Source organism: uncultured Bacillus sp. (assembly GCF_958411575.1).
Taxonomy (GTDB): Bacteria; Bacillota; Bacilli; order Bacillales; family Bacillaceae; genus Bacillus; species Bacillus spizizenii.
Map to the genome: position 1 here is coordinate 122,422 of NZ_CATYRA010000011.1, position 14,769 is coordinate 137,190.

The window sequence follows — 14,769 nt, forward strand, 5'->3', positions numbered from 1 at the left end:
AGGAGGAGTAGGATTGTCTATCAGAACATTAGACGGCAGAACCTTTGCCGAGATGATTCTTGCTGGAGCGCAGAATCTGTCTCAAAATGCGAGTGCGGTTGATGCGTTAAACGTGTTTCCGGTGCCGGACGGCGATACTGGAACAAACATGAATCTGTCGATGACTTCCGGAGCCAGAGAAGTGGAGCAAATGAATACGGATAATATCGGGAAGGTGGGATCCGCGTTATCTAAAGGACTGCTCATGGGAGCACGCGGAAATTCAGGCGTGATCCTGTCCCAATTGTTCCGGGGATTCAGTAAAAGCATTGAAACAAAAAAAGAAATTAATGCTCTGGAGTTTGCCGCTGCGCTGCAAGCAGGTGTTGATATGGCGTATAAAGCTGTCATGAAACCTGTAGAGGGTACCATTTTAACAGTTGCAAAAGACGCTGCGAAAAAAGCGATAACCCTGGCAGAAAAAGAAACCGATATCACAATGCTGATGACTGCAGTGACAGAAGAAGCAGAGGCATCTTTAAACCGGACCCCTGAATTGCTTCCTGTCCTGAAGGAAGTAGGAGTCGTCGACAGCGGCGGCAAAGGCCTGCTTTGTGTGTATGAAGGTTTCCTTGCTTCATTAAAAGGTGAAACTGTGCCTCAGAAAGCTGTTCTTCCGTCACTTGATGACATGGTCAGTGCAGAGCATCATAAGAGCGCGCAAAGCATGATGAATACCGAAGATATTGAATTTGGTTTTTGTACCGAAGTGATGGTAAGGCTCGATCAGACAAAACGAGAATTCGACGAAGGTGCGTTCAGACAAGACCTCAGCCAGTTTGGTGATTCTCTGTTAGTTATTGCGGATGAATCACTGGCGAAGGTGCATATCCATGCTGAAGAGCCGGGGAATGTATTAAACTATGCCCAGCATTACGGTGAATTAATCAAAATTAAAATAGAAAATATGAGAGAACAGCATACCTCCATCATCAGCCAAGAAAGCAACCATGCTGACAACGAAAAATCACCGGCAAAGCAGCCGTATGGCATTGTAACTGTGGCGATGGGAGAAGGCGTTTCTGACTTATTCAAAAGCATCGGCGCTTCTGTTGTAATCGAAGGCGGACAGACGATGAACCCGAGCACTGAGGATATTGTCGAGGCCGTAAAATCTCTAAATGCAGAAACGGTTTTTATCTTACCAAATAACTCCAACATTATCATGGCAGCTAATCAAGCTGCCAGTGTAACGGATGAAAAGGTTTTTGTCATTCCGGCCAAAACGGTTCCGCAAGGGATGTCAGCCCTGCTGGCATTTAATCCGGATCAAGAAGCTGAAGCGAACGAAGCCAATATGCTCAGCGCCATCCAACAAGTAAAAAGCGGGCAGGTGACGTACTCAGTCAGAGATACTCATATTGACGGCAAAGACATAAAAAAAGGCGACTTTATGGGGATCCTGAATGGAACGATTATCGGCACTGCTGAAGATCAGCTGTCAGCCGCGAAAATGCTGCTGTCAGAAATGATCGGAGAAGACGACGAAATTGTCACCATCCTATATGGTGAGGATGCGTCTCAGGAAGAAGCTGAGGAGCTTGAAGCGTTTCTCAGTGAAAAGTACGAGGAGATTGAGGTTGAGATCCACAACGGAAAACAGCCGCTGTATTCGTATATAGTTTCTGCAGAATAGAAGGGCAATTTGCCCTTCTATTCTTATGTCTGCTTTTAAGTGCGGCAGCGCTGTAACGCGCCCGCTTGCCATTTTATATCTGATCAATTAGTCTAGAAGCAAAGCGCTTATAAGCTCTGGTTCATAAGGAGGAATAGTATGAAATACAGAAGCGTTTTTGATATTATCGGCCCGGTTATGATCGGTCCGTCCAGCTCGCATACAGCAGGAGCGGCGAGAATCGGGAGGGTCGCCAGAAGTTTATTTGGCAGAGAGCCTGAGCGCATCATTGTATCCTTTTACGGCTCTTTTGCGGAAACGTACAAGGGCCACGGCACAGATGTCGCGATTATCGGCGGATTGCTTGATTTTGATACATTCGACGAACGAATTAAAACCGCTATACAAATTGCAGAAGATAAAGGAATTGATATAGAGTTTCGGGTTGAAGACGCTGTCCCAATCCATCCGAACACAGCCAAAATCACTATCTCTGATGAAAAGGGAGAGCTTGAGCTGACGGGTATTTCGATTGGCGGAGGAAAGATTGAAATCACAGAATTAAATGGTTTTGAACTCAGGCTGTCAGGAAATCATCCGGCCATATTAGTTGTTCATAATGACAAGTTTGGCACAATTGCCGGTGTTGCCAATGTTCTGGCGAAATTTTCAATCAACGTAGGACATATGGAAGTAGCCCGAAAGGATATCGGCCAGCTTGCTTTGATGACAATAGAAGTCGATCAAAATATTGACGACCACGTTCTCGACGAGCTGTCGAAGCTGCCGAATATTATTCAAGTGACAAAGATTGCTGACTAGCGAAAGGTCAGGAGGAGCCAGTTATGTTTCGTAATGTAAAGGAATTAATTGAGATTACTAAAGAAAAGCAAATATCCATCTCTGAAGTAATGATCGCGCAAGAGATGGAAGTAACAGAAAAAACAAAAGAAGAGATTTTTCAGCAGATGGATCACAATCTGACTGTTATGGAAGCTGCGGTTCAGAAAGGACTCGAGGGAGTTACGAGCCAAACGGGCTTAACAGGCGGTGACGCCGTAAAATTACAGGCCTACATTCGATCAGGTAAAAGCCTGTCTGGCCCGCTGATTTTAGATGCTGTATCGAAAGCTGTTGCAACAAATGAAGTAAATGCAGCCATGGGAACGATCTGTGCGACACCAACTGCAGGGTCTGCCGGTGTGGTGCCTGGCACGTTATTTGCTGTAAAAGAAAAGCTGAACCCAACAAGAGAACAAATGATCCGCTTTTTATTTACAGCCGGGGCTTTCGGATTTGTCGTGGCTAATAACGCAAGTATTTCTGGCGCCGCCGGGGGATGTCAGGCAGAAGTTGGATCAGCCTCAGGCATGGCTGCTGCGGCGATTGTTGAAATGGCAGGCGGAACACCCGAACAAAGCGCGGAGGCCATGGCCATTACATTAAAAAACATGCTCGGTCTAGTGTGCGATCCTGTTGCGGGGCTTGTTGAAGTCCCTTGCGTGAAACGGAATGCAATGGGCGCGTCAAATGCGATGATTGCTGCTGATATGGCATTGGCAGGCATTACAAGCCGCATTCCATGTGATGAGGTTATCGATGCCATGTATAAAATTGGCCAAACGATGCCCACTGCACTTAGAGAAACAGGCCAGGGCGGTTTAGCAGCAACACCGACAGGAAGAGAATTAGAGAAAAAAATTTTCGGAGGAGCGCTAGGTTCAAGTGAAACAACATCAGCAAACTAGTATAGCTAACATTAAGGGTATTGGGCCGGAAACAGAAAAAACATTGAATGAACTCGGTATTTATGACATTTCTGATCTTCTGAATTATTTCCCTTATCGCTATGATGACTACGAGCTGAGGGATTTAGAAGAAGTAAAGCATGATGAAAGAGTTACAGTCGAAGGGAAGGTTCATTCAGAGCCTTCTCTTACCTATTACGGAAAGAAAAGAAACAGGCTGACATTCAGGGTTCTTGTCGGCCACTATTTAATCACAGCCGTATGTTTCAACCGTCCTTATTTAAAGAAAAAGCTTTCTCTGGGTTCTGTCGTGACGGTCTCCGGAAAATGGGACAAGCACCGCCAAACCATCTCTGTTCAGGAGTTAAAAAACGGTCCGCACCAAGAGGATAAGAGCATTGAACCAGTGTATTCTGTGAAAGAAAATGTTACCGTCAAAATGATGAGACGCTTTATTCAGCAGGCGCTTAACCAATATGCAGATTCACTTCCGGATCCTCTTCCGGAAAAGTTAAAAACACGATATAAGCTGCCGGACTATCATCAGGCGTTAAAAGCAATGCACCAGCCTGAAACAAGGGAAGCGTTAAAGCTTGCCAGACGCCGGTTTGTTTACGAAGAATTTTTGTTGTTTCAGTTGAAAATGCAGGCGTTCCGAAAGGCGGAAAGAGAGCAGACTCAAGGGATACGGCAGCGTTTTTCAAACGAAGAACTCATGAGATTTATCAAAAGCCTCCCGTTTCCCCTCACAAACGCCCAGTCGCGAGTGCTTCGCGAAATAACAGCAGACATGTCTTCTCCATACAGAATGAACCGTCTTCTTCAAGGAGACGTTGGATCAGGAAAAACGGCAGTCGCCGCCATTGCACTTTATGCCGCGATCCTATCCGGATACCAGGGAGCGCTCATGGTGCCGACAGAAATTCTGGCCGAACAGCATGCGGATTCGCTCGTTTCACTATTTGAAAAGTGGGATGTCAGTGTCGCCCTTTTGACAAGCTCTGTTAAAGGGAAGCGGCGAAAAGAACTGCTTGAACGTCTTGAGGCGGGAGAGATTGATATTCTTGTAGGGACACACGCTTTAATTCAGGATGAGGTGGAGTTTAAGGCGTTAAGTCTTGTCATTACAGACGAGCAGCATCGATTTGGAGTTGAGCAGCGTAAAAAGCTTCGGAACAAAGGGCAGGATCCCGATGTTCTCTTTATGACAGCCACTCCAATCCCAAGAACGTTAGCCATCACAGTGTTCGGTGAAATGGATGTATCTGTCATAGATGAAATGCCGGCGGGACGAAAACAAATCGAAACCTATTGGGTAAAGCATGATATGCTGGACCGTATTTTGGCATTTGTCGAAAAAGAATTAAAGCAGGGCAGACAGGCCTATATCATCTGCCCGCTGATTGAAGAATCAGACAAGCTCGATGTGCAAAACGCCATTGACGTGTACAATATGCTTTCTGACATTTTTCGGGGAAAATGGAACGTCGGACTTATGCACGGAAAGCTGCATTCCGATGAAAAAGATCAGGTCATGAGAGAATTCAGCGCGAATCAGTGTCAAATTCTCGTATCAACCACTGTTGTTGAGGTTGGCGTGAATGTTCCGAATGCAACCATTATGGTGATTTATGACGCCGACCGTTTCGGGCTGTCACAGCTTCACCAGCTGCGCGGCCGTGTCGGACGGGGCGAGCACCAATCTTTCTGCATTCTGATGGCCGACCCTAAATCAGAAACAGGGAAAGAACGGATGAGAATCATGTCCGAGACCAATGACGGCTTCGAGCTGTCTGAAAAGGATCTGGAATTGAGAGGCCCGGGAGATTTCTTCGGGAAAAAACAAAGCGGAATGCCTGAATTCAAGGTAGCGGATATGGTTCATGATTACAGGGCGCTTGAAACGGCAAGGCAGGATGCAGCGAATCTTGTGGCTTCTGACGCGTTCTGGAAGGAGCCGGAATATGGTGTGCTGAGAGAACAATTGCTGAAGAGCGGAGTAATGGACGGGGAAAAATTAAGCTGAGCTCCAGAAGTTTTTGGTGTTCAGTCAGAAACAATCGTTGCATTCCAATCTATGAAATTATATACTACTATTAGTACCTAGTCTTAATTGTCCGGATGGTGTTTAGATATGAGAAGAAATAAGAGAGAACGCCAGGAATTACTTCAGCAGACGATTCAAGCAACCCCCTTTATTACCGATGAAGAATTAGCAGGTAAATTCGGGGTGAGCATCCAGACGATACGTTTGGACCGCTTAGAGCTTTCCATACCGGAGCTGAGAGAAAGAATTAAGAACGTGGCAGAGAAAACGCTTGAAGATGAAGTGAAATCCCTGTCACTTGATGAAGTTATCGGAGAAATTATTGACCTTGAGCTGGATGATCAGGCGATATCCATTTTAGAAATAAAACAGGAGCATGTGTTCAGCCGGAATCAGATTGCGAGAGGGCATCATTTATTTGCGCAGGCGAATTCTTTGGCTGTTGCAGTTATTGATGACGAGCTGGCGCTGACTGCAAGTGCAGATATCCGCTTTACAAGACAGGTAAAGCAGGGGGAACGTGTCGTAGCGAAAGCGAAAGTGACGGCCGTCGAAAAAGAAAAAGGAAGAACAGTTGTCGAAGTGAACAGCTATGTCGGCGAAGAAATTGTTTTTTCTGGACATTTTGACATGTACCGTTCAAAACATTCATAAAGGTGGAGCATGCATGAGAATATCTGTAGATGCAATGGGAGGAGACCACGCTCCCAAAGCCGTTATTGACGGAGTTATAAAGGGTATAGAGGCATTTGATGATCTCCATATCACACTTGTCGGTGACAAAACAACGATAGAATCACATTTAACAACAACATCAGATCGCATCACGGTGCTGCACGCAGATGAAGTGATTGAGCCTACGGATGAACCGGTCCGCGCCGTGCGAAGAAAAAAGAACTCCTCTATGGTCCTTATGGCGCAGGAAGTTGCCGAAAACAGAGCTGACGCCTGCATTTCAGCAGGGAATACCGGTGCGTTAATGACAGCCGGTCTGTTTATTGTCGGAAGAATTAAAGGGATTGACCGCCCGGCGCTTGCCCCGACACTTCCGACCGTTTCAGGAGACGGATTTCTTCTCCTTGATGTCGGCGCCAATGTCGATGCCAAACCGGAGCACCTCGTTCAATACGCCATCATGGGTTCTGTTTATTCTCAGCAAGTGCGCGGTGTCACTTCACCGAGAGTCGGACTTTTAAATGTCGGAACAGAAGATAAAAAAGGAAACGAACTGACGAAGCAGACGTTTCAAATATTAAAAGAAACAGCAAACATTCATTTTATCGGAAATGTGGAAGCGCGAGACCTTTTAGATGATGTGGCGGATGTTGTAGTAACAGACGGCTTTACCGGGAATGTTACACTCAAAACGCTGGAAGGTTCTGCGTTATCTATTTTTAAAATGATGAGAGAAGTAATGACGTCTAATCTCACATCAAAGCTTGCAGCAGCTGTGCTAAAGCCAAAGTTGAAAGAAATGAAAATGAAAATGGAGTATTCGAATTATGGCGGAGCAAGTCTTTTCGGCTTAAAAGCGCCTGTGATCAAGGCGCACGGCTCTTCAGATTCGAATGCTGTCTTTCATGCGATTCGTCAAGCAAGAGAGATGGTCAGCCAAAATGTGGCTGCGCTCATTCAGGAAGAAGTTAAAGAAGAAAAAACAGATGAGTAGTCTGGAGGTTTTTACATCATGAGTAAGATTGCATTTTTATTCCCGGGGCAGGGATCACAATTTATCGGCATGGGAAAAGATCTTTACGAGCAGGTGCCTGCTGCAAAGCGCCTGTTCGATGAAGCGGATGAAAAATTGGAAACAAAACTCAGCTCACTGATTTTTGAAGGTGATGCTAAAGAGTTAACACTTACATACAATGCGCAGCCTGCATTGCTGACGACTAGCATTGCTGTTCTAGAGAAATTTAAAGAATCAGGCATTACACCTGATTTCACAGCAGGACACAGCCTTGGTGAATATTCCGCACTGGTTGCGTCTGGCGCACTATCTTTCAAAGATGCTGTTTATACCGTCAGAAAACGCGGAGAATTTATGAATGAAGCAGTGCCGGCTGGCGAAGGAGCTATGGCTGCGATTCTTGGCATGGATGCCGAAGCATTAAAGAAAGTAACCGATAAAGTCACAGAGGAAGGCCACCTCGTACAGCTTGCAAATCTCAACTGTCCCGGACAAATCGTTATTTCCGGAACAGCTAAAGGTGTAGAGCTTGCATCTGAACAGGCAAAAGAGAACGGTGCAAAACGCGCCATTCCGCTTGAAGTAAGCGGTCCGTTCCATTCCGAACTGATGAAGCCTGCTGCTGAAAAGCTGAAAGAAGTATTGGACTCCTGTGACATAAAAGACGCTAGCGTTCCGGTCATCTCAAATGTTTCTGCTGATGTCATGACTGAAAAAGCAGAAATCAAAGAGAAACTCATTGAGCAGCTTTACTCTCCGGTTCGTTTTGAGGAAAGCATTAACAAGCTGATTGCAGAGGGTGTGACGATTTTTATTGAAATCGGTCCCGGAAAAGTGCTTTCAGGCCTTGTGAAAAAAGTAAACAGACGCTTAAAAACAATTGCTGTATCAGATCCGGAAACGATTGAGCTGGCAATTCAAACGCTTAAGGAGGAGAATGAAAATGCTTAATGACAAAACTGCTATTGTCACTGGCGCATCCCGCGGAATCGGCCGCTCAATCGCCCTTGACCTGGCAAACAGCGGCGCCAATGTTGTCGTGAACTACTCCGGCAATGAAGCGAAAGCAAATGAAGTGGTAGATGAAATCAAATCAATGGGCAGAAAAGCAATTGCTGTCAAAGCGGATGTATCAAATCCCGAAGATGTACAAAACATGATAAAAGAAACGCTTTCTGTTTTTTCTACGATTGATATTCTAGTTAATAATGCCGGGATCACAAGAGACAATCTCATCATGAGAATGAAAGAAGATGAATGGGATGATGTCATTAACATTAACCTGAAGGGTGTCTTCAACTGCACGAAAGCTGTTACAAGACAAATGATGAAACAGCGTTCAGGCCGGATTATTAACGTATCTTCTATCGTCGGCGTCAGCGGAAATCCTGGACAAGCCAACTACGTGGCTGCAAAAGCCGGCGTGATCGGTTTAACAAAATCTTCCGCTAAAGAGCTCGCAAGCCGCAATATTACGGTAAATGCGATTGCGCCTGGATTTATCTCAACTGATATGACAGATAAGCTTGCAAAAGACGTTCAAGACGAAATGCTGAAACAAATTCCGCTCGCACGCTTTGGCGATCCTGGTGATGTCAGCAGCGTTGTCACGTTCCTTGCTTCAGAGGGAGCTCGTTACATGACTGGCCAAACGCTTCATATTGACGGCGGAATGGTGATGTAAGTTTTTTTCTCGAAATTTCATCATAGTTTCTCTAGTTTTTTAAAAACGAATCCACTATAATACTTGAGGGGAGGTGAATTGCTATGGCAGACACATTAGAGCGTGTAACGAAAATCATCGTAGATCGCCTTGGCGTTGATGAAGCAGACGTCAAACTTGAAGCTTCTTTCAAGGAAGACTTAGGTGCTGATTCCCTAGATGTAGTTGAGCTTGTTATGGAACTTGAAGACGAGTTTGATATGGAAATTTCTGACGAAGATGCTGAAAAGATTGCAACAGTCGGCGACGCTGTGAACTACATACAAAACCAGCAATAAGCTGATGCTAAAAGTCCCGCCGAAATGCGGGGCTTTAGCCCTTTATTCGTGCAGTTATTACAGCATGCCGCTTTTACGCGCGCTGTATCCGGTTTAGTCAGAGAAGCGCGGTGAACCTGATGTGCCTATGGAGGTTACTATGTCAAAACACTCACATTATAAAGATAAAAAAAAGTTCTATAAAAAAGTAGAACAGTTTAAAGAGTTTCAAGAACGGATTTCGGTTCACTTTCAAAATGAAAAGCTTTTGTATCAAGCATTTACACATTCATCTTATGTGAATGAGCATCGGAAAAAGCCGTATGAGGATAATGAAAGGCTTGAATTTTTAGGTGACGCTGTTTTGGAACTGACGATCTCCAGATTCTTATTTGCCAAGTATCCGGCTATGAGTGAAGGAGATTTGACGAAGCTGAGAGCCGCGATTGTATGCGAACCGTCTCTCGTTTCATTGGCTCATGAATTGTCATTCGGCGACCTTGTCCTGTTGGGTAAAGGTGAGGAAATGACAGGCGGAAGAAAGCGTCCTGCACTATTGGCGGATGTTTTTGAGGCATTTATCGGAGCTTTGTACCTTGACCAGGGATTGGAGCCGGTTGAAAGTTTCTTAAAAGTCTATGTGTTCCCTAAAATTAACGATGGTGCTTTTTCTCATGTGATGGATTTCAAAAGCCAGCTGCAGGAATATGTGCAGCGGGACGGCAAAGGCTCGTTGGAGTATAAAATCACCAACGAAAAAGGACCTGCGCACAACCGTGAATTTGAAGCCATCGTATCTCTAAAAGGTGAACCACTCGGAGTCGGAAACGGCCGTTCAAAGAAAGAAGCCGAACAGCACGCTGCTCAGGAAGCTTTAGCTAAATTGCAAAAACACCATACGAGACAATAAAATCCCCCTGAATCATAAGGGGGATTTCAGTATGTATGCCGTCTTATTTCATCCATGTTTTATGATAGAATTGAAATACTTATTACATAAGGAGGATCGCTATGTTCCTCAAACGTCTAGACGTTATAGGATTTAAATCATTTGCAGAACGAATTTCCGTAGACTTCGTTAAAGGCGTGACAGCGGTTGTCGGCCCAAACGGAAGCGGAAAAAGCAACATCACTGATGCCATTCGCTGGGTTCTCGGTGAACAATCGGCACGGTCTCTTCGTGGCGGAAAAATGGAAGACATTATTTTTGCCGGCAGTGATTCGAGAAAGCGATTAAATCTAGCTGAAGTTACGCTTACACTTGATAATGATGATCATTTCTTGCCGATTGACTTCCATGAGGTCAGTGTCACAAGACGTGTATACAGATCAGGCGAGAGTGAGTTTCTGATTAACAATCAGCCGTGCCGCTTAAAAGATATTATTGATTTATTTATGGACTCTGGCCTGGGGAAAGAAGCATTTTCTATTATCAGTCAAGGGAAAGTGGAAGAGATCCTAAGCAGCAAAGCAGAGGATCGCCGCAGTATCTTTGAAGAAGCGGCCGGGGTGCTTAAATATAAAACAAGAAAGAAAAAAGCAGAAAATAAACTGTTTGAGACACAGGACAATTTAAACCGGGTAGAAGATATCTTACATGAACTTGAAGGACAGGTTGAACCTCTTAAAATTCAAGCATCAATAGCGAAAGACTACCTGGAAAAAAAGAAAGAGCTGGAGCATGTTGAAATCGCGCTGACTGCCTATGATATCGAAGAGCTGCATGGTAAATGGTCAACTCTTAAAGAGAAAGTGCAGCTCGCAAAGGAAGAAGAGCTCGCTGAATCGTCTGCGATTTCTGCCAAAGAAGCAAAGATTGAGGATACGCGAGACAAAATTCAAGCGCTTGATGAATCAGTAAATGAGCTCCAGCAGGTCTTATTGGTGACGAGTGAAGAGCTGGAGAAGCTTGAAGGCCGTAAAGAAGTCCTGAAAGAACGCAAGAAAAACGCTGTGCAAAACCAAGAACAGCTTGAGGAAGCTATTGTACAGTTTCAGCAAAAAGAAACGGTGCTGAAAGAAGAGCTTGCGAAACAGGAAGCTGTCTTCGAAACACTTCAGGCAGAGGTGAAACAGTTAAGGGCTCAGGTAAAAGAAAAGCAGCAGGCTCTCAGTCTTCACAATGAAAATGTCGAAGAGAAAATCGAGCAGCTGAAGAGCGATTACTTTGAGCTGTTGAACAGCCAAGCTTCAATACGCAATGAGCTCCAGCTGCTGGATGACCAGATGTCTCAATCGGCTGTTGTATTGCAAAGGCTTGCGGACAGCAATGAAAAGCATCTTCAGGAACGGCGCGATATTTCTGCGCAAAAAGCAGCATGTGAAACGGAGTTTGCCCGAATCGAGCAGGAAATTCACAGCCAAGTTGGTGCATATCGTGATATGCAGACAAAATATGAGCAGAAAAAGCGCCAATACGAAAAAAATGAATCTGCACTGTATCAGGCGTACCAATACGTTCAGCAAGCGAGATCGAAAAAGGACATGCTTGAGACGATGCAGGGGGATTTCTCCGGCTTTTATCAAGGTGTTAAAGAAGTGCTGAAAGCGAAAGAGCGCCTTGGCGGAATTCGCGGAGCGGTCCTTGAGCTGATCTCAACAGAACAGAAGTATGAAACGGCCATTGAAATTGCGCTCGGCGCTTCTGCCCAGCATGTCGTGACCGACGACGAACAGTCTGCCCGTAAAGCGATTCAATATTTAAAACAGAATTCCTTCGGCCGGGCGACGTTTCTGCCTCTTTCTGTTATTAGAGACCGCCAGCTTCAAAGCCGGGATGCGGAAACAGCAGCTCAGCACTCGTCATTTCTCGGAGTTGCCAGTGAACTTGTCACATTTGATCCTGCGTATCGGCGCATCATCCAGAACCTTCTTGGAACCGTGCTGATCACAGAGGATTTAAAGGGAGCAAACGAACTAGCGAAGCTTCTCGGGCACCGGTACCGCATCGTAACCCTTGAGGGAGATGTCGTGAATCCGGGGGGATCAATGACGGGCGGCGCGGTTAAAAAGAAAAATAACTCGCTGCTAGGAAGAAGCAGGGAGCTTGAAGATGTGAGCAAACGGCTCGCTGAAATGGAAGAGAAAACAGCACTGCTTGAACAAGAAGTCAAAACCCTTAAGCAATCCATTCAGGATATGGAGAAAAAAATGGCTGACTTAAGAGAGACTGGGGAAGGCTTAAGATTGAAGCAGCAGGATGTAAAAGGGCAGCTATACGAACTTCAAGTTGCTGAGAAAAATATCAATACCCATTTAGAGCTCTATGATCAAGAAAAATCTGCTCTGTCAGAAAGCGATGAAGAGAAGAAAACGCGCAAACGCAAGCTGGAAGAAGAGCTTTCTGCCGTGTCAGAAAAGATGAAACAGCTTGAAGAGGATATTGACAGACTAACGAAACAAAAACAAACACAATCCTCAACAAAAGAGTCTCTCTCCAACGAGCTGACTGAGCTGAAAATCACAGCTGCCAAAAAAGAGCAGGCATGTAAGGGTGAAGAGGACAACCTTGCCAGATTAAAGAAAGAGCTCACAGAAACAGAGTTTGCGTTAAAAGAAGCGAAAGAGGACTTAAGCTTCTTAACGTCAGAGATGTCATCAAGCACCAGCGGTGAAGAAAAGCTTGAAGAGGCCGCAAAACATAAATTGAATGACAAAACGAAAACGATCGAACTGATTGCGTTAAGACGCGATCAGCGTATCAAGCTTCAGCATGGGCTTGATACATATGAGCGTGAGCTGAAAGAAATGAAACGCCTGTATAAACAAAAAACAACGCTCTTAAAAGACGAAGAAGTCAAACTCGGCCGAATGGAAGTTGAGCTTGATAATTTACTCCAGTACTTACGGGAGGAATACAGCCTGTCCTTTGAGGGGGCAAAAGAGAAATATCAGCTTGAAACTGATCCAGAGGAAGCCAGAAAGCGCGTGAAGCTGATTAAACTCGCAATCGAAGAGCTGGGTACCGTAAACCTCGGAAGCATAGACGAGTTTGAGAGAGTCAACGAACGGTATAAGTTTCTGTCAGAACAAAAAGAAGATTTGACTGAAGCGAAAAATACCCTGTTCCAAGTGATTGAAGAAATGGATGAAGAAATGACGAAACGCTTTAACGACACATTTGTCCAAATTCGCTCACACTTTGATCACGTCTTCCGCTCCTTATTCGGAGGAGGGCGAGCTGAACTGAGGCTCACTGATCCTAACGATCTGCTTCATTCAGGAGTCGAGATTATCGCACAGCCGCCGGGGAAAAAACTGCAAAACTTAAACCTTCTGTCAGGCGGAGAGCGTGCGCTTACTGCTATAGCGCTCTTATTCTCAATCTTAAAGGTTCGTCCTGTGCCGTTCTGCGTCCTTGACGAAGTAGAGGCTGCGCTTGACGAAGCGAATGTGTTCCGATTTGCGCAGTATTTAAAAAAATACAGCAGCGATACCCAGTTTATCGTGATTACCCACAGAAAAGGAACGATGGAGGAAGCGGATGTGCTATACGGCGTAACAATGCAGGAATCCGGTGTTTCCAAGGTAATCTCAGTTAAGCTGGAAGAAACAAAAGAATTCGTTCAGTAACGAGGAAAGAGGTTAAAAGATGAGCTTTTTTAAAAAATTAAAAGAGAAAATCACAAAACAGACAGATTCCGTATCTGAAAAGTTTAAGGATGGCCTTGAAAAAACAAGAAGCTCCTTTCAAAACAAAGTGAATGATCTTGTATCCCGTTACCGTAAAGTGGATGAGGATTTCTTCGAAGAGCTTGAAGAGGTTCTCATCAGCGCGGATGTCGGTTTTACAACCGTTATGGAATTAATAGATGAGCTGAAAAAAGAAGTGAAACGCAGAAATATTCAAGATCCCATGGAAGTTCAATCTGTTATTTCTGAGAAACTGGTCGAGATTTATAACAGTGGAGATGAGCAAATTTCTGAGTTGAATATTCAGGATGGGCGTTTAAATGTCATCCTTCTGGTAGGTGTAAACGGAGTCGGCAAAACGACAACAATTGGAAAGCTTGCCCATAAACTGAAGCAAGAAGGAAAATCTGTTGTACTTGCTGCCGGAGACACATTTAGAGCAGGAGCCATTGAACAGCTGGAAGTATGGGGAGAGCGTACGGGAGTGCCTGTCATTAAGCAGACGGCCGGAAGTGATCCTGCGGCTGTCATCTATGATGCTGTACATGCTGCGAAAGCAAGAAATGCCGATGTATTAATCTGTGATACGGCAGGGCGTCTCCAAAACAAAGTAAACCTGATGAAAGAGCTTGAAAAAGTGAAGCGTGTCATCGAAAGAGAAGTGCCTGAAGCGCCGCATGAGGTGCTGCTTGCCCTTGATGCCACAACCGGCCAAAATGCAATGGCTCAGGCAAAAGAGTTCTCTAAAGCAACAAATGTTACCGGCATTGCATTAACAAAGCTTGACGGTACGGCTAAAGGCGGTATCGTTCTCGCGATCCGCAACGAGCTTCAAATCCCGGTTAAACTAGTCGGGTTAGGTGAAAAAGTTGATGATCTTCAGGAATTTGATCCTGAATCGTATGTGTACGGACTCTTTTCAGATTTAGTGGAAAAAGCCGACGATTAAAAAAAGGCCCTCATATAAAAAACACCTTCTAGTTTGAAAACGGATAGTTGTTATCCGAAATAAGACTTG

12 protein-coding genes are annotated in these 14,769 nt (G+C 44.9%); all 12 read left to right on the top strand.

Features of this window, described 5'->3' with window-relative positions:
- Positions 1-13: 13 nt before the first annotated feature.
- Entirely contained in the window at positions 14-1,675 is a 1,662-nt protein-coding gene (locus Q5C82_RS17165; protein ID WP_003221552.1) for a DAK2 domain-containing protein, read from the top strand.
- A gap of 138 nt (positions 1,676-1,813) precedes the next feature.
- Positions 1,814-2,476 (top strand): L-serine ammonia-lyase, iron-sulfur-dependent subunit beta, encoded by a 663-nt coding sequence (sdaAB, locus tag Q5C82_RS17170; RefSeq protein ID WP_003221555.1) that lies wholly within the window; start codon positions 1,814-1,816, stop codon positions 2,474-2,476.
- A gap of 23 nt (positions 2,477-2,499) precedes the next feature.
- Positions 2,500-3,402: an L-serine ammonia-lyase, iron-sulfur-dependent, subunit alpha gene (sdaAA, locus tag Q5C82_RS17175; protein WP_003221557.1), complete on the top strand. Its 903-nt coding sequence runs from the start codon at positions 2,500-2,502 to the stop codon at positions 3,400-3,402.
- The gene (gene recG, locus Q5C82_RS17180; RefSeq protein ID WP_003221559.1) at positions 3,380-5,428 is read left to right on the top strand and encodes an ATP-dependent DNA helicase RecG; all 2,049 of its coding nucleotides are present in this window, start codon (positions 3,380-3,382) and stop codon (positions 5,426-5,428) included. Before sdaAA ends, recG begins: the two co-directional genes overlap by 23 nt.
- A gap of 108 nt (positions 5,429-5,536) precedes the next feature.
- Positions 5,537-6,103, top strand: a complete 567-nt coding sequence (gene fapR, locus Q5C82_RS17185; RefSeq protein WP_003221561.1) for a transcription factor FapR — start codon at positions 5,537-5,539, stop codon at positions 6,101-6,103.
- 13 nt (positions 6,104-6,116) lie between these two features.
- Positions 6,117-7,118 (top strand): phosphate acyltransferase PlsX, encoded by a 1,002-nt coding sequence (plsX, locus tag Q5C82_RS17190; RefSeq protein ID WP_003221562.1) that lies wholly within the window; start codon positions 6,117-6,119, stop codon positions 7,116-7,118.
- 18 nt (positions 7,119-7,136) lie between these two features.
- Positions 7,137-8,090: an ACP S-malonyltransferase gene (fabD, locus tag Q5C82_RS17195; protein WP_003221564.1), complete on the top strand. Its 954-nt coding sequence runs from the start codon at positions 7,137-7,139 to the stop codon at positions 8,088-8,090.
- The gene (gene fabG, locus Q5C82_RS17200; protein WP_003221566.1) at positions 8,083-8,823 is read left to right on the top strand and encodes a 3-oxoacyl-[acyl-carrier-protein] reductase; all 741 of its coding nucleotides are present in this window, start codon (positions 8,083-8,085) and stop codon (positions 8,821-8,823) included. Before fabD ends, fabG begins: the two co-directional genes overlap by 8 nt.
- Before the next feature lie 83 nt (positions 8,824-8,906).
- Positions 8,907-9,140 (top strand): acyl carrier protein, encoded by a 234-nt coding sequence (gene acpP / locus Q5C82_RS17205; protein WP_003154310.1) that lies wholly within the window; start codon positions 8,907-8,909, stop codon positions 9,138-9,140.
- A 139-nt stretch (positions 9,141-9,279) separates the two neighbouring features.
- The gene (gene rncS, locus Q5C82_RS17210) at positions 9,280-10,029 is read left to right on the top strand and encodes a ribonuclease III (RefSeq protein ID WP_013307977.1); all 750 of its coding nucleotides are present in this window, start codon (positions 9,280-9,282) and stop codon (positions 10,027-10,029) included.
- A 101-nt stretch (positions 10,030-10,130) separates the two neighbouring features.
- Positions 10,131-13,691 (top strand): chromosome segregation protein SMC, encoded by a 3,561-nt coding sequence (gene smc, locus Q5C82_RS17215; RefSeq protein WP_003221570.1) that lies wholly within the window; start codon positions 10,131-10,133, stop codon positions 13,689-13,691.
- A 19-nt stretch (positions 13,692-13,710) separates the two neighbouring features.
- Positions 13,711-14,700, top strand: a complete 990-nt coding sequence (ftsY, locus tag Q5C82_RS17220) for a signal recognition particle-docking protein FtsY (protein WP_003221572.1) — start codon at positions 13,711-13,713, stop codon at positions 14,698-14,700.
- Positions 14,701-14,769: the final 69 nt, after the last annotated feature.

What these genes read in the sequence shown, in the direction of transcription:
- sdaAA (WP_003221557.1), top strand. Translation starts at nt 2,500, where the DNA reads ATGTTTCGTAATGTAAAGGAATTAATTGAGATTACTAAAGAAAAGCAA.
- fabG (WP_003221566.1), top strand. Translation starts at nt 8,083, where the DNA reads ATGCTTAATGACAAAACTGCTATTGTCACTGGCGCATCCCGCGGAATC.
- smc (WP_003221570.1), top strand. Translation starts at nt 10,131, where the DNA reads ATGTTCCTCAAACGTCTAGACGTTATAGGATTTAAATCATTTGCAGAA.
- fabD (WP_003221564.1), top strand. Translation starts at nt 7,137, where the DNA reads ATGAGTAAGATTGCATTTTTATTCCCGGGGCAGGGATCACAATTTATC.
- fapR (WP_003221561.1), top strand. Translation starts at nt 5,537, where the DNA reads ATGAGAAGAAATAAGAGAGAACGCCAGGAATTACTTCAGCAGACGATT.
- plsX (WP_003221562.1), top strand. Translation starts at nt 6,117, where the DNA reads ATGAGAATATCTGTAGATGCAATGGGAGGAGACCACGCTCCCAAAGCC.
- ftsY (WP_003221572.1), top strand. Translation starts at nt 13,711, where the DNA reads ATGAGCTTTTTTAAAAAATTAAAAGAGAAAATCACAAAACAGACAGAT.
- sdaAB (WP_003221555.1), top strand. Translation starts at nt 1,814, where the DNA reads ATGAAATACAGAAGCGTTTTTGATATTATCGGCCCGGTTATGATCGGT.
- acpP (WP_003154310.1), top strand. Translation starts at nt 8,907, where the DNA reads ATGGCAGACACATTAGAGCGTGTAACGAAAATCATCGTAGATCGCCTT.
- rncS (WP_013307977.1), top strand. Translation starts at nt 9,280, where the DNA reads ATGTCAAAACACTCACATTATAAAGATAAAAAAAAGTTCTATAAAAAA.